This window comes from Ruegeria sp. BK1 (assembly GCF_056535645.1).
On record NZ_JBQFIS010000001.1, the window covers coordinates 2,340,255 to 2,362,886 of the forward strand.

Annotated in this window: 14 protein-coding genes and 2 pseudogenes; 9 read left to right on the top strand and 7 right to left on the bottom strand. The window is 53.9% G+C overall.

Annotation, left to right across the window (positions count from 1 at the left end):
• Nucleotides 1–66: 66 nt before the first annotated feature.
• From ACR3E7_RS11785 to ACR3E7_RS11805, 5 genes are read right to left on the bottom strand one after another with little or no spacing between them, the layout of a single operon-like run.
• Nucleotides 67–1,182: a mandelate racemase/muconate lactonizing enzyme family protein gene (locus tag ACR3E7_RS11785; protein WP_480504424.1), complete on the bottom strand. Its 1,116-nt coding sequence runs from the start codon at nt 1,180–1,182 to the stop codon at nt 67–69.
• Entirely contained in the window at nt 1,179–2,285 is a 1,107-nt protein-coding gene (locus ACR3E7_RS11790; protein ID WP_480504423.1) for a mandelate racemase/muconate lactonizing enzyme family protein, read from the bottom strand. The genes ACR3E7_RS11785 and ACR3E7_RS11790 overlap by 4 nt, the downstream gene beginning before the upstream one ends.
• A complete protein-coding gene (locus tag ACR3E7_RS11795; RefSeq protein WP_480504422.1) occupies nt 2,282–2,857 on the bottom strand; it encodes a dimethylsulfonioproprionate lyase family protein in 576 nt (191 codons plus the stop codon). The genes ACR3E7_RS11790 and ACR3E7_RS11795 overlap by 4 nt, the downstream gene beginning before the upstream one ends.
• The gene (locus ACR3E7_RS11800; protein ID WP_480504421.1) at nt 2,854–3,936 is read right to left on the bottom strand and encodes an alcohol dehydrogenase family protein; all 1,083 of its coding nucleotides are present in this window, start codon (nt 3,934–3,936) and stop codon (nt 2,854–2,856) included. The genes ACR3E7_RS11795 and ACR3E7_RS11800 overlap by 4 nt, the downstream gene beginning before the upstream one ends.
• Entirely contained in the window at nt 3,933–6,389 is a 2,457-nt protein-coding gene (locus tag ACR3E7_RS11805; RefSeq protein WP_480504420.1) for an FAD-dependent oxidoreductase, read from the bottom strand. Before ACR3E7_RS11805 ends, ACR3E7_RS11800 begins: the two co-directional genes overlap by 4 nt.
• 68 nt (nt 6,390–6,457) lie before the next feature.
• On the opposite strand from ACR3E7_RS11805, the gene ACR3E7_RS11810 reads away from it, so the two are divergent.
• From ACR3E7_RS11810 to ACR3E7_RS11825, 4 genes are all read left to right on the top strand, one after another.
• Nucleotides 6,458–7,345, top strand: coding sequence for a MurR/RpiR family transcriptional regulator (locus ACR3E7_RS11810; RefSeq protein WP_170772749.1), 888 nt, complete (start codon nt 6,458–6,460; stop codon nt 7,343–7,345).
• On the top strand, nt 7,342–8,433 hold the full coding sequence (locus ACR3E7_RS11815; protein WP_170789625.1) for an aromatic ring-hydroxylating oxygenase subunit alpha: 1,092 nt from the start codon (nt 7,342–7,344) through the stop codon (nt 8,431–8,433). Before ACR3E7_RS11810 ends, ACR3E7_RS11815 begins: the two co-directional genes overlap by 4 nt.
• Before the next feature lie 78 nt (nt 8,434–8,511).
• The gene (locus ACR3E7_RS11820) at nt 8,512–8,895 is read left to right on the top strand and encodes a carboxymuconolactone decarboxylase family protein (RefSeq protein WP_480504419.1); all 384 of its coding nucleotides are present in this window, start codon (nt 8,512–8,514) and stop codon (nt 8,893–8,895) included.
• Nucleotides 8,896–8,930: 35 nt separating this feature from the next.
• On the top strand, nt 8,931–9,716 hold the full coding sequence (locus ACR3E7_RS11825) for an alpha/beta hydrolase (RefSeq protein ID WP_480504418.1): 786 nt from the start codon (nt 8,931–8,933) through the stop codon (nt 9,714–9,716).
• An 823-nt stretch (nt 9,717–10,539) separates the two neighbouring features.
• On the opposite strand, the gene ACR3E7_RS11830 is transcribed toward ACR3E7_RS11825, so the two are convergent.
• Entirely contained in the window at nt 10,540–13,671 is a 3,132-nt protein-coding gene (locus ACR3E7_RS11830) for a CHAT domain-containing protein (RefSeq protein WP_480504417.1), read from the bottom strand.
• Nucleotides 13,672–13,753: 82 nt separating this feature from the next.
• Here ACR3E7_RS11830 and ACR3E7_RS11835 point away from each other — a divergent pair, with 82 nt between their 5' ends.
• The 4 genes and pseudogenes from ACR3E7_RS11835 to ACR3E7_RS11850 form a co-directional block, all read left to right on the top strand.
• The gene (locus ACR3E7_RS11835) at nt 13,754–15,070 is read left to right on the top strand and encodes a tetratricopeptide repeat protein (protein WP_480504416.1); all 1,317 of its coding nucleotides are present in this window, start codon (nt 13,754–13,756) and stop codon (nt 15,068–15,070) included.
• A gap of 214 nt (nt 15,071–15,284) precedes the next feature.
• Nucleotides 15,285–18,929 (top strand): FecR family protein, encoded by a 3,645-nt coding sequence (locus ACR3E7_RS11840; RefSeq protein ID WP_480504415.1) that lies wholly within the window; start codon nt 15,285–15,287, stop codon nt 18,927–18,929.
• A 418-nt stretch (nt 18,930–19,347) separates the two neighbouring features.
• Nucleotides 19,348–20,154 carry a hypothetical protein gene (locus tag ACR3E7_RS11845; RefSeq protein ID WP_480504414.1) on the top strand — a complete coding sequence of 269 codons (807 nt, stop codon included), beginning with the start codon at nt 19,348–19,350 and terminating at the stop codon, nt 20,152–20,154.
• A 63-nt stretch (nt 20,155–20,217) separates the two neighbouring features.
• Nucleotides 20,218–20,509, top strand: a pseudogene (locus ACR3E7_RS11850) (transposase); the annotation flags it as partial.
• 64 nt (nt 20,510–20,573) lie between these two features.
• On the opposite strand, the pseudogene ACR3E7_RS11855 reads toward ACR3E7_RS11850, so the two are convergent.
• Nucleotides 20,574–21,237: pseudogene (locus ACR3E7_RS11855) on the bottom strand (IS6 family transposase); the annotation flags it as partial.
• A 275-nt stretch (nt 21,238–21,512) separates the two neighbouring features.
• On the opposite strand from ACR3E7_RS11855, the gene ACR3E7_RS11860 reads away from it, so the two are divergent.
• On the top strand, nt 21,513–22,166 hold the full coding sequence (locus ACR3E7_RS11860; RefSeq protein WP_480504413.1) for a hypothetical protein: 654 nt from the start codon (nt 21,513–21,515) through the stop codon (nt 22,164–22,166).
• Nucleotides 22,167–22,632: the final 466 nt, after the last annotated feature.

Below are 22,632 nucleotides of genomic sequence, written 5' to 3' on the forward strand. Positions count from 1 at the left end.
CAGCCCCTCTCTTGGCCTTCGGCCAATTCACACCCCGAGATATTTCTAGCCAGATGAAGGGGCGGATCATCGCGGGGCCTCGTAGGTTGCGATTGGGAGACCGAGGGTATCTTCGTCGGGGTGGACGCCAAGGCCCGGGGTTTCGGGCAGGTGGAGATGTCCGTTATTGTTGCGGGGACCGCGACCGTTGGCGATGTCGACGGTGATCATATCCTGGCAGGCCCAGACGGCATGGCAGTTCTGATCTGGGATGGTGGCGGCCAAATGCAGGGCCTCGGTATCGGCAAGAACGGTGCCTCCGGTGGCCATGACGAACATGTCGATCCCGTGGGCCAGGGCGATATCGCGCATTCGGGCTGCCTTGGTCAGGCCGCCGACGCGGTTGAGCTTGATGCCAAAGACCTCGGCCAGCCCGTCGCGGGCGATGCGGGCGGCGTCTTGCAGAGTGACGAGGCTTTCGTCCACCGACACCGGCGACGCGTGGCGGGGTGCGATCGCAGCGATGTCATCGAGGGATTCGCAAGGCTGTTCGAAGATCACCTGCAAAGGCTCGCAGGCCTTCATCACGCGCAGCGCCTGTTGGCGAGTCCAGCCCCGGTTCACGTCATAAAGGACAATTTCGCCGGTGCGGCGGAAGCTTTCAACATCTTGAATGCGGGCTATGTCGCGTTCGACGTCTCCGCCGATTTTGACCGAATGGGCGATGTAACCACGGTCGCGGTAGCGGGTCATCACCTCGCGCGTTTCTTCAGCGGTTTTGGCACCGACGGACGAGGCAATCGGGCGCGGGGTACGGGACCCGCCGCCCATCAGGTCGGCAATTGGCAGGCCCGCAGCCTGCCCGGCAATATCCCAACAGGCCATGTCGATAGGGCTTTTGGCATAGAGATGGCCGGGGAGCGCCGTATCCATGGCGCGTTCCACATCCAACACGCGACGTGGATCGAGGCCCATAATAAAGGGGGCCATGGTTTCAATCCCGGCACGGATGCCTGGGCCGTGGGCGGGGACGTAGGTATGGCCCCAGGGCGTGCCCTCGCCCCAGCCGATCAAGCCAGTATCGGTTTCAATCTTCACCAGCGTTGCGTCCAGCGTTTCGAATTTCAAACGCCCGCCAGACAACCAATAGGGATGCTCAAGCGGCAGGTCGATTTGGTAGACGGTGATGGTTTTGATCTTCATAGAGTGTACTCCGCCACGGGCGCGCCGAGGCTTTTGAAATCCGGGGTGACACCCAAACCTGGCGCATCTGGCGCGTAGAGTTTGCCGTTTCGCGACACAGCCCCGCCGCATCCGGTCGAGCGGGTGTTGTAGTTCATCAGGTCTGTGGTGTTTTGCAGGTATTCCTCGGGCGTGGAGGCGGCAAAATGGGCGACGGTGGCAGTGGTGATTTCACCGCCCCATGTATCCTCGGCCACCACTGGAATACGGTTTTCAATCAGAAAATCGCGCACCCGCCGAGCCTTGCTGAGCCCGCCGAGATTGGAAAGCTTCAGGCAGCAGATCTCGGCCCCCTGATCCGCGACGATCCGCTGCGCCATGTGCATTCCTGTCAGGCATTCATCCAGCTTCATCGGCTGTTCGGCCACGCGGCGGACCTGCTGGCATTCCTCGTACGTTCTGCAGGGTTGTTCGAGGATAAAGTCCAGGTCGCGCGTCGCCCGAGCCACCTGGATCGCGTTATCCACGCGCCAGCCCTGATTGGCGTCGGCCATGGCGATCTCACCCGGTTGCAGCAAAGGGACCGTGGCCCTGATGCGGTCGATATCCGTGGCCCAATCTGCGCCCACCTTGATCTGGAACTGACGGTAGCCCTGATCACGATAGGTGTTCATCTCGGCCACGGTCTCATCCACTGCCTTCTGAGGTGCCACCCGATACATCGGGGCACCGTCCGTCAGCTTGCCACCCAGCAACATCCAGATGGGCTGCACGCAGGCTTGCCCCAGAATATCCCAGCAAGCCGCATCGAACGGCGCCTTGGCATAGCCGTGTCCCTGCACCAGATGGTCCATCAGCTGCTCGATCCGTCCAACCTGCCGGGGGTCCTCACCCAGCAGAGATGGGGCCACCAAACGCGCCAGCGCGGGCACGCCTTGGGAATGCGCGACCATGTAGTTTTCGCCGCAAGGTGTGAACTCACCGCAACCCTGCAACCCAGCATCGGTGTCGATCACCACAATCGAGGCGATGGCCGTCTCAATCGCGTTGCCCGCACCCCAGACATAGGCCCCGCCGACATAGGGCAGCCCGGTCTGATAGATGCGGATGCGGGTGATTATCATGCGGCGTCCATTCGGGGCAAGGCGTCCAGCCCTTCGCCGCGCCACAGCACGTAGGTCAGGATGGGGCTGTCGGTGGTTGTCATGGCGTGGCTTTGCCGACTGGTGTGCAGACGAGTTTGGTTGGGTGTTAGTTCGGCGTCATTGCCAGCGACGTGAAACCTCGCACGGCCGGCGGCGATGAGGTACAGTTCTTCGGCCTGATGGCTGTGCCAATCATAGGCTAATCCCTCACCCCAAAAAGCCACGTAACCCCGCAGCTTTGTCGAGTGGAAATGGCCCGTGGGACCGAACAGTTCATAATAGCCAAAACGGTTCAGGAAGTCGGCACCGACTTCGTCTTCGGTGTAAGTCAGCTTCCAATTGGCGAGATGCGCGGTTGCGCAGATCGCCTTCGTAAGGGCTTGGGTCGGCCCGGCATCGGACTGGATCGCCTGCACGAGAGGAACCGCCGGGATCGCGTTTGGCGACACGTCAACAGCGCACAGATCATCTGGCCAATCACCGAACGCAGCCAGATCAGGATGCGTTTGGTGCAGCTGTCGCGCGGCGTTCAGCACATCAATCAAAGTCATGGGATCACCACGATATTGCCCGTGTGCTGCTTGGCGATGAAAGCTGCTTGCGCCTCGCGCAGCTCCTCCAGAGGATAAGTCGCGGCAAGAGCCGGTTTGATCTCACCCGCCTCGATATATTTCACGAGGTTCTGCATGACCTGCGGGTCAATCACGGTCGAGCCGGTAAAGGTCAGGTCGCGCAGATAGAAGGTGCGCAAGTCGAACTCAACCATCGGGCCCGCGATGGCTCCGGAGCAAGTATAGCGTCCGCCGCGCTCGAGGATGTCGATCAGGGTCGGCCAATAGGGGCCGCCTACTACGTCGGCGACTACCGTGATTTTTTCACCACCCAGCGCGGCACGCAGGTTTTCTGGTGCGCGCGGCAGGATCATGTCAGGACCAAGCTCAGCGACGTCGGCATGTTTCGCCTCGGACGCCATTGCGACAACGCGCGCGCCACGCCGTTTGGCCAGTTGCACCAAGGCGCCGCCGACACCGCCCGAGGCTCCGGGCACCAGAACCGTGTCTTTGTCGTTGACGTTAGCGCGGGTCAGCATCCCTTCGGCGGTTGAGTAGGAGCAAGAAAACGTCGCCAGTTCCGCATCCGACAAATCAGAGGTAATCGGCACTGCATTCACGGCCAGAGTGGTGGCATATTCGGCAAACCCTCCGTCCCGTTCCGAGCCGTAGTAGCCGGTTTTGTCCTTGTTGCCGGGATCATCCGGGTCCCGTAACCAGCCATCGGTGATTACGCGCTGGCCGATACGGGCGGGGTCGACACCTGCACCCACGGCTACGATATAGCCACAGATATCCGCCCCCTGGATGCGCGGGAAGGTGATCGGGTTGCCGCCCCAGGTGGGGTCTTCCTCACCCACCTCATCAAACGCGCCACCGGTTGTCGCGTCGGTGACTGTCTTGGAATACCAACCCGACCGCGTGTTGACGTCCGTGTTGTTCAGACCGCAGGCGGCGACCTTGATCAATACTTCATGAGCCGCAGGTTCGGGGCGAGGCCAGTCTGGGTGAAGCACCATCTGCTCGAGACCGCCATGGCCCATCGTGACCATGGCTTTCATTGTATCAGGCAGAGTCATTGTGCGGCCTCCAGTACGGCGTCGGTTCGTGGCAGCAGGCTTTGCGGATCATAGGCTGACTCACCCAATACGCGGGCCGCACGGGATTGACCGTGGATCACGACCTGCAATGCGGTGCCGGGCGTGGCGGCCTCGGGCTTGATGTAGGCAAAGGCGAGGATCTTGCCGACGGTATGCCCATAGACCACTGAAGCGGTCGAGCCGACCACGCGACCATTCAGCATCACTGCCTCACCGCCATGGCCGTCGATCTCACCATCCGGTTCGATTTCCAGATAGGCGCAAATCCACGGAAGGTCGGTGTTCAGGGTCATGTCCTTGCCCAGATACTCCTTGTCGGTGCGCGCAAAGCGCAGCACGTCCGCCTCGGCCAATGTGACTTCATTGGTTAGTTCACCCGCGCCTTTGAAGCCTTTCTCCATCCGCATCACGTTCATGGCAAAGCTGCCGTAGTCGGCGATGCCATGCGGCTCACCCGCACCCCAAAGTGCGTTGTAAACTTCGAGGCAAGCGGCGTTGGGCATGTGCAACTCCCAGCCCAGTTCCCCGGCATAGGACATGCGGAACGCCCAGACCTTGTGGCCTGCGATTGTGATTTCCTGCGCGGACAACCAGCGGAACCCGACATTGGTCAAATCGGCATCGGTGCAGCGCGCCAGTACGTCCCGCGATCGGGGACCGTTCAGCGACAAGGCTGACCAATCGGACGAGAGGGCGGTAATCTGAACATCCTCATCCGCCCGCTGTTGCGTCAGGTGATCCAGCAAGCGCTGTTCGAAGAACGCGGCGCATACCAGATAGAAGCGATCTTCAGCCATGCGGACAATCGTGGTCTCCAACTCGATCCGGCCCCGGCGGTTCAGCATATGGGTCAGCGTGATCGAGCCCACTTTTTGCGGCATCCGGTTGGCCGTCAGCCGATCCAGCAGGGCGTAGGCATCCGGCCCCGAAACCTCGACCTTAGTAAAGGCGGTGACATCCATGATGCCGACGCGTTCGCGCACCGCTTTGACCTCGGCCGCGACCATGTCGTCGGCGGGCGTGCGGCGGAAGGAATAATGGTCGCGCTGTTCAACCCCATCGCGGGCGAACCAGCGGGGGCGCTCGAACCCATAGACTTCCTCATGCACCGCGCCCTTGGATTTCAGCAATTCATACAGGGGCGATGGCTTGATCGGACGCCCTTCGAGACGGTTGAAATGCGGAAAGGGGATTTCGTGGCGCAGGCAGTAATCTTCCTCGGCCTTAATCACCTGCCAGTCCTTCGTGGCATAGCTGCCGAACCGGCGCGGATCGAACTCGCGCATAGAGATTTCGGCGGCCCCATGCACCATCCAGCGCGCCAACTCACGCGTCAGACCCGGCCCCCAACCAATGCCGATCTGCGTACCGCAGCAGCACCAGTAGTTCTGCACACCCGGCGCAGGCCCGATCAGCGGGTTGCCGTCCGGCGGGTGCGAGATCGCGCCGTGCACGTCACGCTGAATGCCCAGTTCGGCAAAGATCGGCATACGGTTCAGGCTTTCCTCAAGCCACGGCATCACCCGGTCGTAATCCGCGTCGAACAGCCAGTTCTCGTATTCCCACGGGCAATGATCATGCCAGACCGAGTTTGGGTTCTCTTTCTCGTAAATCCCGATCAGCCCGCGCTGTTGCTCCATCCGGATATAACCAGAGACCTTACGGTCGTCGCGGATCACCGGCAGTTCCTTGTCCAGATTCTGGAACTCGGGCACAGGCTCGGTCACGAAGTAATGGTGCGTCATCGAGGTCATCGGCAGTTGCAGCCCCGACCATTCACCCATCTGACGGGCGTAAGTGCCGCCTGCGTTCACCACATGCTCGCAGGTTATGGAGCCCAACTCGGTCTCAACTACCCACCCGCCATTCTCGGCCTGCGTGATGTTGGTAGCGCGGCAGTTGCGGAAGATGCGGACGCCTTTTTGGCGCGCGCCCGTCGCCATCGCCATGGTCACATTGGTCGGGTCCACATGGCCGTCGTCGGGTGTATGCAGCGCGCCCAACACACCGTCGAGATTGTAGAACGGGTGCAACTCGGCCACCTTCTCGGGGCCCACGAGTTCGATGTTGAACCCCAGCGACCGCCCCACCGATAGGGTATGGCGCAGCCAGTCCATCTCATCCTCGGTATAGGCCAGGCGGAAGGAGCCGCAGCCATGCCATGTCACCGGTTGACCCGTTTCGGCCTCCAGCTGACCGGAATAGAGACCGATATTGTAGTCCACGCATTTGCCCAGCCCAAAGCTTGAGGTCGAATGCGTGATCTGGCCCGCCGCGTGCCACGTGCTGCCGCTGGTCAGCTCGGCCTTTTCCAGCAGGACGGTGTCATCGCCCCACCCCTCATGCGCCAGATGATAGGCCAGACCGACCCCCATGACGCCGCCTCCAACAATGACCACGCGGGCGTGGGTGGGCAATTTCTTCTCGGACATGACATTTCCTCTTCCCGAGTCGCTTTTCTGCTCGACAGGCTAATTCCACATTTGTACCATCGTCAATCATGAATGACACAAATGTATCATCAATCGTTCTCGATCGCCTCACGGAGGAATGGGAGGCCCTGACGCCCGAGGCGCAAAAGGCCGCACGCTATGTGTTGGAAAACCCCACGGATGTTGGGGTTTCGACCGTGCGCGAGATCGCCGAGGCGGCAAAAGTAAAGCCCAACACTTTTGTCCGCATGGCCCGGCAGGTGGGGTTCGAAGGATACGAAGATTTCCGCGCGCCCTTCCGTGATGCGATTCGCCGGGGCGGCGTCTCGTTCCCCGACCGTGCACGTTGGCTGCAGGATATCGGCAAGTCGGGTGAGCTGGGCGGGCTCTATGCAGACATGATCGGTGCCGCGATCCGCAATATCGAAGAGACCTTTGCCGGAATTGACGCCGCCAACCTAAAGGCGGCGGCCGAGGATATCTGGACCTGTCGCCAGATTTTCACGCTGGGCGTGGGCGTTAATAACGCGAACGCACGGAACTTCACCTATCTAGCGTCAACGGGGATGAAGCAATTCCACGCTATTCCCCGCCCCGGATCAACCCCTGTGGACGATCTAGCCTGGGCTGATGAACAGGACGTGCTGATTGCCATCACATGCCATCCCTACCGGACCGAGGTGATCGACGCCATCAAACTGGCTCGGCAACAGGGAATGACTGTCGTAGGAATCTCGGACAGCCCGGCCAGCCCGGTCATTCTGAACGCGCAGCACGGCTTTGTCGTGGCAGCTGATACACCGCAATTCTTCCCCTCCTCCGTCTCGACCATCGCCTTGCTGGAAACGCTGCTGTCCTTTGTGGTGGCCGTCTCCAGCGACGAAATCGTCGAGAGGGTTGAGCGGTTTCATCAACGCAGACACCAACTTGGCCTCTACGCGGAGGAGCCCGAATGAACGCACCCCTGACCCATTCACTGGACGCGCGATACTATACCGACCCCGCGATTTTCGCGCAGGAGCTGCAGGGGCTGCTGGCCCGAACCTGGCAATTCGCGGGCCACGTGGCGCAGGTGCGCGAACCGGGTGATTACTTTGCGTTCGAGATCGCGGGGCAAAACCTCTTCTGCATTCGGGGTCGCGACGGGGAAATCCGCACATTCTACAATGTGTGCCAACACCGCGCGCACGAGATGGTCAGTGGCGCGGGTAATACCCGCGTGGTCGTCTGCCCCTATCACTCTTGGACCTATGAACTGACGGGCCAATTGCGCGCCGGCCCGAATATCAAATCGGTTCCCGGTTTCGACCGCAGCGCGATCTGCTTGACCTCGGTTCGGACCGAAGTGTTCAACGGTTTCATCTTCGTCAACCTCGACGATGACGCCGCACCCATGGACGACTGGTACCCTGGCGTGCGCGAGGAAATCCGCGCGTTTGTGCCGCATATCGACGCTCTGGAACCGCTGGAATGGGTCGAGATTCCGGAAAACTGCAACTGGAAGGTCAGTATCGAGAACTACTCGGAATGCTATCACTGCCCGACCAACCACCCGACTTTTGCCGAAGGCGTCGTCAAGCCCGAGACCTACGACATCCAGCCCGATGCCAGCGGCGGCTATGTCCTACGTCATACTACCGAGTGTCAGAGCCTCGACAAGATGACCTACCCTATCGACATGTCCGTGCCTCATGCGGGCGACTACCAGTCGTGGTTCCTGTGGCCGATGTTCTCGTTCCAGTGCTATCCGGGTAACGTACTCAACACCTATCACTGGCGCGCGAATGACGCCGATCACTGCACCGTCTGGCGCGGATGGTATACCGAGGGCGGATCGGAAAGCGCCGTCATCCGCCAACTGGCCGTGCAAGACCGCGAGACAACGGTCGAAGAGGATATCCGTCTAGTCGAATCCGTCCACCGCGGCCTGAAATCCCGCGGCTATCGCCCCGGACCGTTGGTGCTGGACCCCGGCTGTGGGGTTATGTCCGAACATTCAATCGCACGGTTGCAACAATGGATGCGCGACGCCATTGATGACTGACCTACCCGAGGGCGAAGAAAATTCGACGAATTTTCTCGGCTCAACACACAACAATTGTCCACGACTCCCGAGGTGAAAATGTCAGACCTGTTCAACGAAAACTTGTTTCTAAAAGGACTAGAACAACGCAAGAGCACTCTTGGCGTAGAATATGTGGAAAAGAACCTCGCGGCTGCTGACGACTTCACCCGCCCGTTCCAAGAAGCGATGACAGCCTGGTGCTGGGGTTTTGGATGGGGCGATGATGTCATCGACGCCAAAACACGGTCGATGATGAACCTGTCGATGATCGGCGCCCTGGGCAAGATGCATGAATGGGAGATTCACTGCAAAGGCGCGATCAACAACGGCGTTACGCCCGAAGAGATCCGCGCCATCATCCATGTGATCGGAATCTACTGTGGCGTACCCCAAGCCCTTGAATGTTTCCGCGTGGCGCGCAAAGTTCTGGGGCATACGTAAATCACGCCCCAAGCCCATGCGGATCCGAGCACGCGATGACCGACGAACCCCTGCCACCCGTCCTTTTGCTGACCGGAACAAATGCCGCTGCCTGGACGATGGCGCCCGTCCGCCAAGTCTTCGAACAAGCGGGTTATAGCTGTCACAGCCTGACCTATCGCCACCACGATCTGCCTCCGGGCCCGGATCGGGACGCCAAGCTGATCGGGCTTAGCATTGCCGACTATGTCGAAGATGCACGACGCGCCATCAATGAGATCGGACAAACCCCGATTGTCGTTGGCCATTCGCTCGGAGGCGTGGTCGCTCAGCTTTTGGCGGCACAAGGTCTGATACGTGCCGGAGTTCTGCTGAACAGCAGTATCGTCAATAGTGTCCTGCCCACCACCGACAGAGAGCGCGATCTTGGAAAACTGTTCATCTCTGCCGGAGCTTTCTGGGATCAAGCCTTGGGTCAGGATTTCGAGCTTTTGGCAACCTACGGGTTGAACACTCTGCCAGAGGCGCTGCAACACGACATCCACCAGCGGTTAGGCACCGAGTCCGGTCGGGTGCTGTTCGAATTCGTGTTCTGGATGTATGACAGCGCGCAAACGACCCTGATCGACCCGCACAATGTGACATGCCCGCTCTTGTTCGTTTCTGGCACGGAAGACAAGGCCGTGGCGACCAGCACGGCCAAGGCGATGGCGAACCGCTATGACTCAGCCGAGTTCATGCCCGTCGAGGGGGCCTGCCACTATATACAGTTTGACGCTCAATGGAACAAAACGGCGCAAACTGTGGTGGATTGGGTCGGGCAACTTGACGGAATTAAATGACTCTTTTCTCAGTAAGATGTTTTGTGTGCCGCGCACCAACGCGTAACCGGACTCCGGTAATCCGGTGCAACCCCAAATCGCTGACCAAAGGTATTTTTGGCCCCAATGTAAACAAATGGCGGAGACGAAGGGAGTCTAGACAAAGCGATAAAGTTCAATAATTTATATATAAAACAGATGTTTAACAAGTTACTGATCATTTTTCGCCTTAGAAGCTATGCGGGATTTAATGCGGGAAAATTTGGAAACTAAATCCGAGCACTTGGGGCCAATTAAGCTGGAAGCGTTCAAACGGCATGCCTCCAATGCCAACTGACAATAGTCGTCCTTTTAGTATTTGCTTGCCGTTCCTTCGCTACTGAAAGCTGCGATTTTGGCTCCTCTCGCGATGCGGTCTGTCAAACCGGAATTTGACCGCAGCTGCGAAGCTTGGGCGTAGATGAGCTCACACAAGGCGTACAAAGCTGTTTTTGACAGGCGCCCGATTTGCCGAAGCCCAGACTGGGGGGGCGTTTCCCGTTACAGCTGCGGGAACTTCTTTTCCTCATTTGGGGCATCGGCAGCACTGTTGAAGCGTTTGCGCCTTGCTATAGCTCTTTGGAATGTTAGGCTGAAGCCGCGCCGTCCGCTTATTGGTTGGCCAGAATATATTGTTTATTATACACGCCTGAAACCCAAGAGCTTGAGTCATGCAGCCGGGACGGCGGCAATCAAAAAAATAAGTCCAGAACCTAGCGCCAAATGTTCCGGGCAAAATTATTCTTCGCGTATGTTTCAAGCAAAGCCTGAGAAACAGTTTGCTGCCCATATCCATATATGGTCTTCAATTCACGCCTATAGCAACAAATGGGCCCCAAACTGCCGGATGTGCCAGCTGTTCTGGACCTTCGCGTTCAGCAATAGCTTTCATGGCAATTTGCAAAGCCTCAGCTGTTGAATAACCGCGCGAGTTGCCGCCAATCAGTTGCGGAGTAATAAGCAAAGACGACACGGAAAGGATGGTCCATTGGGTCGCGACGACAGATTGTGATCCGGCTTGAAAAAACGCACTTGCAAGCCCCGAGAAACCTGGCGCCCCCGCTCGTCCAGAAGACGCTCCGGTGTTGCATGCTGACAATACCACCAATCGCGCGCCAATTTTCAGCTGTGCTATTTCGCTAGCTAAAAGCAGACCGTCATCTTGCCTTGTTGGAGCGTCTGGCGGGGTCAGTATCAAAGCCGGTTCCAACAAGCCATCAAAATCGCTTGCAACGACTGCATGGGTAGCGAACACCAAAGTGTCGATGTCTTCAAATTCCATTTTCTTCAGCACGGCTTCGGAGGCTTTGTCGCCTAAGTATAATTCAGTGCTTTCGGAACCATGCATGCGTTCCATTTGCTCAAGCTCCCAGCGACTGTCCTCTAGTGGCTCAAACATCTCCTTTAGCACCGCAGGGTTGGCGAAGCCCCGAGTTGTATCGAATGCATCGTAGTAACCTCTCGCGCCAAACTCACCATCCCCACTCAGAACCGGATCTCCGAAACCGATTAACTTGTCTGCCTGCTCGCCAGCGGGAATGTTCGCGCCCATTAGCAGTTCAAGGTTTGGCAGCAAGGATATAGGGACAGTATGCCCCAAGAAATTTAGATCACGGTTACTGTTTTTGTTCTGAAGCGGACGCCCGTCCTTACGGTCAATTACCAATGTAGCAAGTGACACGGTCTGCATGGCGCCGTCCGGCATAGCATAGAGGTGCTTTGTTTCTGTCAGAGAGTCCGCAAACGCCCCGAAGTATTCCCTAAACAGGTGATGGGCGGGTTTACTCGCAAAATCTGGGAGCGGATTGTTGTTTGCAATGTCCAGGCTTTTTCGTATTTCAATAGCAAAGTCGTTTAGCTCGTCCGCGCCAATTCTTACGCGACGCATGTCTACGGTTTCCTGAGTTATCCAAAATACGTAGCTTTCATTGTCAAAAACAGCCTGCATCCAAATAGCCTGACCTTTATCCAGGGCTGCTTGGAGTTTTGATAGCGGTACGGTCTGCGGCGCGAGAAATGCCATGAGGTCGGGTCGCGAACTCCTGATTTTGGCATCTATTTCCGCAAGATCAGTTTTTCTTTTTGCAATTGAACCGGTTAGGTCAGCAACAATACTGTTGTTGATATGCTCTCGGCGATATTCATCATGAAGTCGTCTCTCAGCAGACCTGATTTCCTTGATCAACTCGTTTCGATTGAAAAGGTCTCCGTCTTGGCTGTGCATCCAGGCTCTTTTGGTCTGCATAGCCGCGCGTCCAGTTTCGTTGAGATGTAGCAACTGTGCTGCTTCAAACAATGTCGAGGCTGCCGACGATCCAGAAGTTTCCCAGACCAACCTAAAATACTGTCCGAGTTGTTGCCTCAATTGCCTGGGTTCGAATTCAGAGGTCACGCTTGACGCAAACGCTGCCTCCCTCATTTGATTTTCGGCATCGGCTTTGTTTTGTGACGCGAGTTCGAGGGCTTCGGGAATACGTTGCAAAGAAATGAGCGCTTCGGCCGTAATTCTGCGGGCTTCTGCGATGCGAGCGATGGTGGCTGCGCCAGTTTCAGTTAGTATTTTTTTAGACCTCGAAGCCAAGTCCAAAGCGTTTTCGTAGTTTCCGTGAACGATCTCTACTTGTGCTAGCGCGTTGAGCGTTGGCGGTGCATCAACCAGGCCGTAATGGCCTTCTGCCCATGCCTCAACTGCCTCTTGCAAGTGCGGCTTCGCTTGATCCAAGCGCCCTGCGCGGAAGAGATTCAGACCGAGCGCAGATACGGCTAGAAGCTTGCTTCGACCCTCCAACAAACTTGGGTCAACTTGCCGAATGGTTTCCAGCGCGTCATCATAAGATCCGGCCAAGGATTGGGCGGTGGACAGCTGAAGAGTTGTGGACAACCAAATTGGATGCTTGTTATCGAATACATTTTTTATGTGTCTTTGCGCAGCTTTGTACAAGGTTATGCTGTTCTCGAGATCTCCGGTCTCCTGAAGTAGTACAGCGCGACGGTGCGTGGTCTGCGCAATGACGTAATGGTCCGCACCCAAAGCAGCGACATAGGCGTCTTCTGCCAAAAAGTTTGTCGCTTCAGCGTTTTGGAAGTCACCAATCGCGAAGTAGACTTCTGATAAGTTGTACAGGGCGGACGCCCTAATCAATTTGGTTTCTTCATCTTGGCCGACTGCAGCGTCAGCGATTTCGCGCAAAGCGACTTCCGCTTCGTTTAACTCGCCGGTAACCAGCTGCAGGCGCGCGTTCAGCAGCTTTTCTTTCAAACCGCCTTCACCTAATTCCGCCAACTGTGAAAGCTCTTCAGAGGCCTCTGACAATTCGAACTCTTGCAAGCTCAAACCCGCTTTCAACTGTAAGATACGACGCAGTTGTTCAATTGTAGAAACTCTGGTGCGTGCCAAGACTTCTGCTTCGTTCCATGAATTTCTGGCGGCGGATGCTTCGCCTAATGATTGAAGCACAACACCATATTCCGTAAGGATGTGCATTTTGATTAAAGTAGTTTCAGCGCCTTCTAGTAATGCAAGACTTTCTATAAAGCTGAATTTTGCCATTTGGTATTTTCTTTGATCCGCGAATACAAACGCTTGATTGGCGAAATAGACCGCCAATGTAGATGCGCTTAAGTTGGAGCGGATTCCGTGAAAAATCGCGATCTCGGATGAAGTCTGGGCATACTCCAGGCGGCCCACTGCGCGGGCTTGAACGGAAATCTCATTATTCAAAAACGCAAGAAATTCATCACCTGCCAGATTGGAATTCGCGACAGATGCGAGCAAGTCCTCATAGATACCCAATGCGGTAGAGTTGTCTCCCTTTGCAGCAGCTTCTCTTGCTCTGGCAATTATCAATGCCGGATCTTCTGAGTTGGACTGTGCGTCCGCCGAAGCGCTGGAAACACTGCAAAAAAGACACAACAAAACCACCAAAAAATAACGCATAATGGCAACGTTGTTGCTTCAAATCGTAGGCACCCAGTAACATTTGAAAAAAATTTTCGTGGGGTCAAGGGGCTAATTTTCTATGCCAAATTTTCGTTTTTTCGGTCGTGCGACTGCAGTTTTGACATTAACTGCAGTGAGTTTTATGTCGCTGAACGTGCTCCCGGCCACGGCTCAAGAGAATAGAGCTTTTGAGCAATCATTGTCTCGCGTCCTCGCTAATCCGGCAGATCCCGAGGCTTCGTTTAATTTTGCTCAAGTTGCCTCACAAGAAGGTAGGTTTGACGATGCGATCGCTGCTCTGGAACGTGTTTTGATCCTCTTTCCAGAACTTGCAAACATTAAGTTAGAGCTCGGCGTGTTGTACTTGAGGGTCGGTCAAAATCGATTGGCGGAAAGCTTCATTACTGATGCATTGAATTCGCCCAGCGTCCCTCCTGAAGTGCGGCAGCGTGCACAAGAACTCCTGGCTACTGCGAATGACCGAAATGAGCGACTTACATTCAGTGGTATAGCGTCGTTCGGCCTCTCGTACGACACAAACGCAAACGCCGGACCGGAGTCTGGCGTTGTTCCTGAGGATGAAGGCGAGGAGTCTGCATCCGCGTTTTTCAGGCTTGGCGGCGAATTTTCTTATGACCTCGGTTTTCAAGCTGGCCACAGGCTCGTAGGTCAAGCGGAGTATTTTGGTCGTAGGTACAATGAAACCAGTGATATCAACTTGGATAGATACGTCGCGGGTTTAGGCGTTCTTTTTAATCTGCAGCCAACACGTGAACTACCCACAACCTTACGCCTTACTTTTGATGCCTTAAAATTTGACCGCGACGGCGAGAGTTTCCTGAATGAGTACGGTCCGACAGCGACCCTTTCATTTGCCTACTCCGCAAGCCACTTTGGCCAGGCTTTGGTGAGCTGGCGTGATCAAGACTTCAAGAACACTTCGACCGACCGTGTAAATGATTTACGCGATGGCGATCAGTTGTTCATAGGGTATTCTGGTAGATACGTTATTTCTGAGACACATTCCTTAAGATACGGAGCGTTTTATTCGCGTAAAACAGCTGAGATAGATTCAGAAGCTTATGATTTATTCGGAGTATCGTTGGGTTATACAATCTTAGGCCCGGCGCCGTTTAAACTAAGTGACAAACCGTGGGTTTATTCAATTAATGGCCGGTACGCGTGGCGCGACTACGATGGCTGCCTGCCTCAGGTGTGCGCAGCGCTCGGCATCGAAGAAACGAACAACTACAGGGTCGTTCTCAGTGCTCGTGTGCCTTTAGAGAACCGGTTTGAAGTTATAGGAGAAATCGGCACGAACGGCGCGGTATCGACTTACGACTTTAGAGAGTTTGACAATAATTTTGTGGCCGTAACGGTAAATCGCCGCTTTTGATCAAAGACTAAGTGCACGCCTTAAAAATCGCGCTCAATGGGCTCGAAAACTTAAGACTTGATTTCGAGACGCCTCAAAACCTATAATTTTAGGGAATTTTAAAAAATTAATAGCGCTAACGGATTCTAACGGCCGTTAGCCAATGAACGACTGTAAGTTCAAAAAAACAAAAGGACTTAAACAACTTAATAATTGATTTCACGGGGGATATATAATGTGTGGGTCAAAAGTACTGCGCTCCGTCTCGGCGGTGGCGCTTTTGGTTTCAATGGGCACTTCAACTCCGATTTTCGCGCAAGAGCGAGGTGAAGTCAGGCACATTGTTAATTCCTGCTATACGCCGTGCAACGTGTCGACCAACAGTGGTCAAACGGCTGAGATCATTCTACCCGATGGGACTTCGGTCATTTTCTCCCCCGGAAGTAAGGGGCGCGTATCGCGGGACGCAGACGGCAAGGTCATTGTTAACATCGAACAGGGGCTATTTCGCGTCGCGGGCGGCAAGCAGAATGATACGGTCCCCATCCTTATCAGCACGCCCCATTCAGAAATGGGGCTGTCAGATGGCTCAGCCATTATTGCCGTTGGACAGGAGGGCACGCGCAGTCATCTTTTGCATGGCCAGGAACTGGTCGTGGCAGCGGCCGGGCGCACGCAGCGGCTTTATCGTCCCGGCTTTCAGATCTTTTCGTCAGGCTCACGTGCCACATCGCCGCGTCGGATGGAGTCGTCAGCGGTCATTGCTGACCTAAAAGGCCTAAGTACCGGTTTGACCACAGGATTGCGGCCTCGTGTGACGTCTGGACGAGTGACGCCGACCGCCACTACCCCACGGGTTGCGTCGCTGCGCACAGAAGAGAACAACGCGGGGCCGGGCGAAAACCGAGACCTGCTGGCGCGTCGGGATCTCGATAACCGACCCACGCCAATACCTCCGCCTCCCGAACGGGTTCAGGTCTCATTTGGCACACCGGGCGCTGGAGCAATTGGGAACTTACCCGCCGCCTCCCTTGGTGGGAATCTTGTTTCAGTCGGCGAGTCAGAAACGTCGTCAAGTTTTGGAAACACTTACACAAGAATCCAAAACTACGATCCCCAAACGAATTTTAGAGACGGCGTACTTCCAAATGATGGCACGCCTTCTCCACTAGCAGTAGGGCCGAGCACAAATCGTATTTTGACTAAGGGAGATGGACTTTTTTCGGGGTCTTGGTCATCAGATGGCGCACTTCCGACACCTGGACAACTTCTTTACCCTTATGGTTTTTTCAATGAAGAAACCTCCGAGTTTGAATATATTGTCACTCCACAAGAAGTACGCGATGGTGATTATGACCCTGTGCCCCTCGCTTGGTTCACAAGTGGTGCTATCGATGCCCAGGGCAATGGTGGATATGGTATGTGGGGGTATCGCGCCAAGGACGCCAATGTAACATTCGGTTCCGGGGTTGATGGCGGGGTTGTGTTCGGCTTGATCACTGACGACTTAGTCAGTGACGGAGTTGGGACCACTCTGCCAAGAATTGTAACCGGGGATGGTACAAAAAAGTGGTACTTTTTTGATGCAACGAGCATCCGAGAACGTTTTCAAGACGACCCTGACGGTAGGTTAATAGGGTTTTCTCGTGTTGGTGACCCCGTAGATCTTCCTGGAATAATTTCACCGACGAATGAGCCACTAAGTAGCTTTGTCCCTGATGGGTATTTTGCGGCGATTAAACGCGAATTATCCAGCGGGAGCTCCGAAGAGACACCTGCTTTAGGTATCGGGGCCTTCGCCCAAGGGATCACTTCGTTTCGAGATGGTTCCGGTCGAGGCGAAGAGTTTTTTGACCCAAACAGCGACTATTTTCTGTTGACAGAAGTTGTACCCGCGGTCGCCATGCAGTTTTATATTTCCGACCTAGAGGCGCGATGCCTGGCGGACCCAGATTGCGGGAACTTTTCTGATCCAGAGGATCTTAGGAGAGAGTTGGAGAAGGCGCTTAACAACAGACCTGGCAATGCGGGATGGGTTACCGGCTTCGCTGATTTTGATTTTGAAGAAGGTATTTTGGTGCTTTCACGCTTTGAAGATCCAGGGTACCGCATTGTTCTCGCAACAGGCGATTTGAATGGTCTCCCCGTGTCGGGAGAAGTGGCGAATGTACTCGACGGCGCAAACACCGATCGTTTCGTTCTTGGCGGCAGCGTTGACGCTATACGAAATGCCGTTAGTGGCACGATTTTGGATCGAGCAACGCTCCCAAGTCCAACCTGGACGAACCTTGGCGGAGACAATGCGAACGCGATAAGCGAGCTTCAGGACAGCGGTGTTATCATCGCCTATCCGCAGGCCCCGGTGCTCGGCGACGGGTCCAAGCCCGTTCGGGTGTTGCATGCAGATTTTGGGCTGAAGACTGTTGGTGGGCGGCAAGTCTCATCGCTTTCAGCGACCATCGGCACGCTGAGATATGGCGCGGCGCCAACGGAAGATGGCTCTCGCGGCAGTGTCGACGGAATTATCGATGCGTATACGATCGGGACGTCTCAGGCTGGCGGAGCTTCTACAGTTTACAATGGGCCGCTGAAAAGCTCGGCAGTCGGCGGAGGCAACATCGCACTTGAAGGCGATATTGCAGGCCCTGCGTCCGATCCAACTGGTTTTGAGAGCGGTGGACGCGCCGGATTTTTTGTCTGGGAGAATGCGGGTATCATCGTCGATGACGTGAACGGAAATACCCCTCTTAACGGAGGCACAGCTGAGAACCTCAGAGGTGACACTCAGAGTTTTGGTCTGCTTCGCATAGGCGTTGGCGTAGATACGGATGACGCAAATCCACTGGGCGATAATGGAAATTTCAAGTTAACCAGTCGGACGATAGGCTATGCAACTGGCATGCTAGAGCGGTTGAACTCAGCCGGAAATGCCCAATTTTCGCGCTTCACAGTGCCATTTGGTACGACTCCAGTTCAAAGATTCAGCGATTTTCAAAGCGCGAACAGACAGGCCGCTGACGAGCAGAATATAAGCATATTGAGCTTTGCAGGAGATATCGCCGCCTTCAACAACCTCGGGCTTAAGTTTTCCAATCTGGATGTCACCGAAGTAAATCCGGAAAGCAGAACTTTCGGGATTGTGCTGGACTCGCCGGATGGCAGCAAGATTACGTTCGGCGCCGACAAATCAGCCTATGTGTCCGGCAAGGAATTTGGCGCTTGGTCCGAGGGCGAAAATGGTAACCTCGCATTGATTTCAGGCGAGGTCGGTTCGGGCGCCGACAGTGGCGGTGCGTCGATTAGCAACGCGCTCGAGGGTAAGTTCACGAAAACCAATAGTAGTGATCCAATACCCGTACCAAAGTCCTCCGAACACACCCAATGGGGCTTTTTCATGGGCGATCAAATTGTTGGCGGCGAAACCGGGCACATTCATGCCGGTGCCTTTACTGCGGGTGATCGTATCGACATGACAAATGTCACCATACCCAATGTAACGGCTGTGTATGAGGGGCATGCTGTTGGAACCGTTGTAGACAATGGATCGTCTCGCTTGGTGGTAGGAACCTACACGGACTCCTTTGACTTTGAAAACAACCAGGGCCGATTCAACATGGACTTTGACCAAAGGGTTTACTCTGGCGAAACATCCGCCTTCAACGCAGGCGCAGGGGGACTGTTGTATGGAGGAATAGGAGGAACCGCAAATGGATCTCATTCGGCAACAGTTTCGGGTGAATTCGTGCACAATTCAAACAGTTTGCCGGACAGCGGCAGCCTCGTTCCCGGTGGACTGATAGGTGCATTCGATATCACCAACGGTGTAGGAGGTTATGAAGCGACGGGATCCTTCGGTGCAAACATGATCGGAACAAGATGAACACCCCACAGCTGGCGCTATTCGAGAGGACGGCGCCAGTTTGGCCAAGATATTGCTTTGGATACTTGGCCCTCGCTTCAGTATTTTGCGTCGCTTTTGCTTGTTCCGCAGTGTTGGTCCACCCGTTTCTTCCATTAGTCCACAGGGCTTTTGAAATTCAAACTATTTTTTTGCATTACCACCTGGGGTAATCTCACCAATTCTTTAAGGAGTGAATGAGCAAATTAGAACGACTTTTCCCACCGAAGACCCGGACATGCGACAAATGCCCCAGCAAATAGTCCGTGCGCGACTGACAGGATTTGTTTTCTGCAGGGATAGAACGACGACTGTTGGACGCGCTTCGCGGCGGTGGGACTTAAGGCCAACGGCCTAACTTCTCAAGGGAGTTTTTCACTGAGTAATTTCGGAGGTGAAGATGTTAAAGGAATCAAAGGAAACAGATAAAAAGACGGCCAAAAGCAGAATAAAATTACAAGTTTCTACAGCAAAAATCTCAAATGGTTGCTACAAAATTAAATGCTCTGGCGGAAGTGTAGGATCAAAAATTGCGCTTTGTCTCGGCACAAATCGCGCGGTGATCGACATATCCAAGGGCTACAGTTATTCAAATTTGCCGAGTCTTCTGAAAGTCATTGATCAAAATAAACTCTGGTCTAAAACAGTAAATGCGTACGCGATAAACTACGAAAGCACAAAAGAAACTCCCGGAACTCGGTCGCTACCGGTTAAGATGGCACTTCCCGTGGAGCCATATAAAGGCGTTTTGTCACTTGAAGCAATCGGCAAGGACCGAAATCTTTCCTATACTGGAATTCAAACGGGCAGGATGCTTCATACAAAAAAAATCAACGGATGGCACCTTATTAAGTTTGGGGGTTTTGCAGAAACTAGCAATAAATTCCGAGGCCTGAATTGCATCACCTATGTTGGCGCTGCATTCGGCAAAGAAAATGGGATGAATGGTTATGGAACTAAGTTGGCCAATGCGCTCGGCGCCAAAAAATGTGAGATGGAATGCAAGTTCAAAAGTGAATTGATAGATTTCTTCAACTCAAAAGGAAAATCCGGCGCTTACATAATGTGGGATCAAGGACATGTCGTAGTTGTCAAAAATGGAATGGTTTACGAATTTACCAATAGAAAAGGCATCAACGGTTTCTCACGCACGCCTGTGAAAACATGGGGCTTCAGCAAGCGACCGTATTGGGTTCGAAAGCTATAGGCTTAGGACCCATTGATTTCCACAATGTGGCGTGATTCATCTCGTTCGAAACGAGCGGGGGACATGCCTGATCTTTTCTGGTTAAACGACGAGCAGATGGCGCGTCTTGAGTTCTTCTTCCCAAAGTCCCACGGCAAACCTCGCGTTGATGACAGGCGTGTCATACGAGGGATTATTGATCAATCGCAAAGGGTTACAGTAGTGCGATGCACCCAGGGAATATGGATCAAACAAGACGCTATACATTCGTTGGAAGCTACGGAGTGACAAAGGCATCTTCTTCCAGATGTTTGTCGGTTTGGCCACCAAGCGGAGCGAAGAAAAGAAGGTCTTGTTCGATGCAACGTACCTCAAAGGGCTTTGTCGCAGACTTCTCTGAAGAATAAAGGCGAGTTGGAAACTGCTGCGTTGAAGCGGTTAACTTCGCGAACTTTTTGAATGGGCAGTCTCCGACTCCGGATTGGCCCCGTCAGACAATCTGCGCAATATTTATCCCGTCAAGCGTTGCGTAGGCGACCGCAAACGATTTGAACCCGAGCATCGGGCGGACTCGACGTTTCATGAAACGGTGATCTTAGTCCACAAAATAGCTAAGGAACTTTCGTCCAACCATCTCAATCGGAACAGGACAACTAAAGCCCTTCAGCATCTTGTTGATAGTGGCCGAGTTGGCTCTGCTTTTGTCGATCACCTTCTTTCTCAAGAGCCTGTTTAGATCCAGTGCACGAGCGAAGCATTTTGTTGCTGCAGCTTTGTTCAGGCTCTCGGACAGCATGCAATCATGATTCTTTCCGTGTTTCTCGACCGCGCGATCCAGGTAGACTCACTGACCTTGGATCCGCACATAGGAATCGTCCATTCGCCGGGATCGATCGCATAAGCACTTCTTACGACGCACCCGGTCGGCGATCAGTGTCGCATACTTGACGACCCAACTGTTCATTGTCACATGATCGACCGAAAGGCCTCATTCAGCCAGGATTCCTCCGGCTCCCGGCACGGCACTAAATACCGAAGATAGAAGACGATCGCATGAAGGATCACGACTTTTCGGAAATGCACTCCCTTGAATGAAACTGTCACGGCATGCCCCTGTCTGTTTTGGGCACGCGTCTATCAAAACTTCATTCGACCTAGCAGGTATATTCAGAGTTTGCGACAAAGCCACGTGGCTGATAGACGAATGATTTAAGGGCTACCCTAATAATACTTGAATGATGACCATTTATTACATCTGTAGGCTATTGAAGCTCCCTGCCCATCCCAAGCTCTGTTCTACTAACAACACCTTGTTTCCTTAAATCCAGATTTTTGTTATGCTTGGAGCTGTTTCGTTTTTGAGTGGCTTGGAGTTCAAAATGGCTATTTCAGCAGAAATCGATGACCCGTTTGAAGGATTAATGGTATATTTGGCAAAGATTTCTTCAAAGATTAAGTCTGACAAGGCGGTTTTGTATCATGGAAAAATTAGTGGTGTCGAAGTCTGGAAGAAATTGGAAGGTATACCTACGAGAGGCTTCCCGGAGGTTGGACTTAAGCAGGGCGATAGAAAAAAAGTAGAAATGCTTTCGGACGTTTTGAGAAGAATAAAACCTCCATCCAACTCCGCTGTAAAATCGAAGAATTTGTTCGAGTACATTGAAACACTAGCTAAGAAAAACTCGAGAGGAGCAAGGCTTATTAGCCCAGATGAAGAAAAAACAATTTGGGCTTGGCTTTCGAAAAAATTCGCAGGAAACTCAAAACCTCTCATGATAATAATGGGGAACAACTTAAAGCTTCACAGCAACTTAATGGAAGTTGAGTTACCGTTGGTGTATGCAAAAAAAAACCTTAGTGAAGAAAAAAGAAAACGGTTAGGGGCAATTTTGAAAAAAAAGAATAAATTAGATAAAGAAGTAGCTGATTTTGATAAAGAGATTTATAATTTCTTGGTAAAAAGGGAGAAAATTTTAAAAAGGTATAGCATCTCTCCTAATTATGCCGGCCTCGGCAGTAGATACTGGAACTAGTTTTTCCTGTGAAATCAATCAGGCCTTGAGCGCCCAAAGTGGATTTTTGTTCCCTAATATTAACTTTCCCGCGCTCACAACTACTTCTCCGCCTTTTGATTTGGCGAAGCCGTGAGCTGTACCATTTATTGCATATCCCTGATGGTTCGCGCAGCAAATATGAAACTCGCCTGACCTCCTTCGCTTTTGACAAATTCAATAGATTCTTCTTCATCCACCAGACCTTTAGGCTGTGTTGACAATAGGGGTTCACATCGTTCAGCGGGTATAATTCAAGCTGGTATCGACGATGGAGACCAGCTTGACACGAGACTAGATCAGCTTTTGCGTTGGGCTTCCGCCTCGGCCACCTAGTCGGCGCGGATGAAATCGCGGAGCACAGCGACTAATAGCTTCGTTGTCCTCCCGTATATCAACAACCCCAATGAAAATGCCCACTCGTCAATTCCTCGAAACTGACTAACAC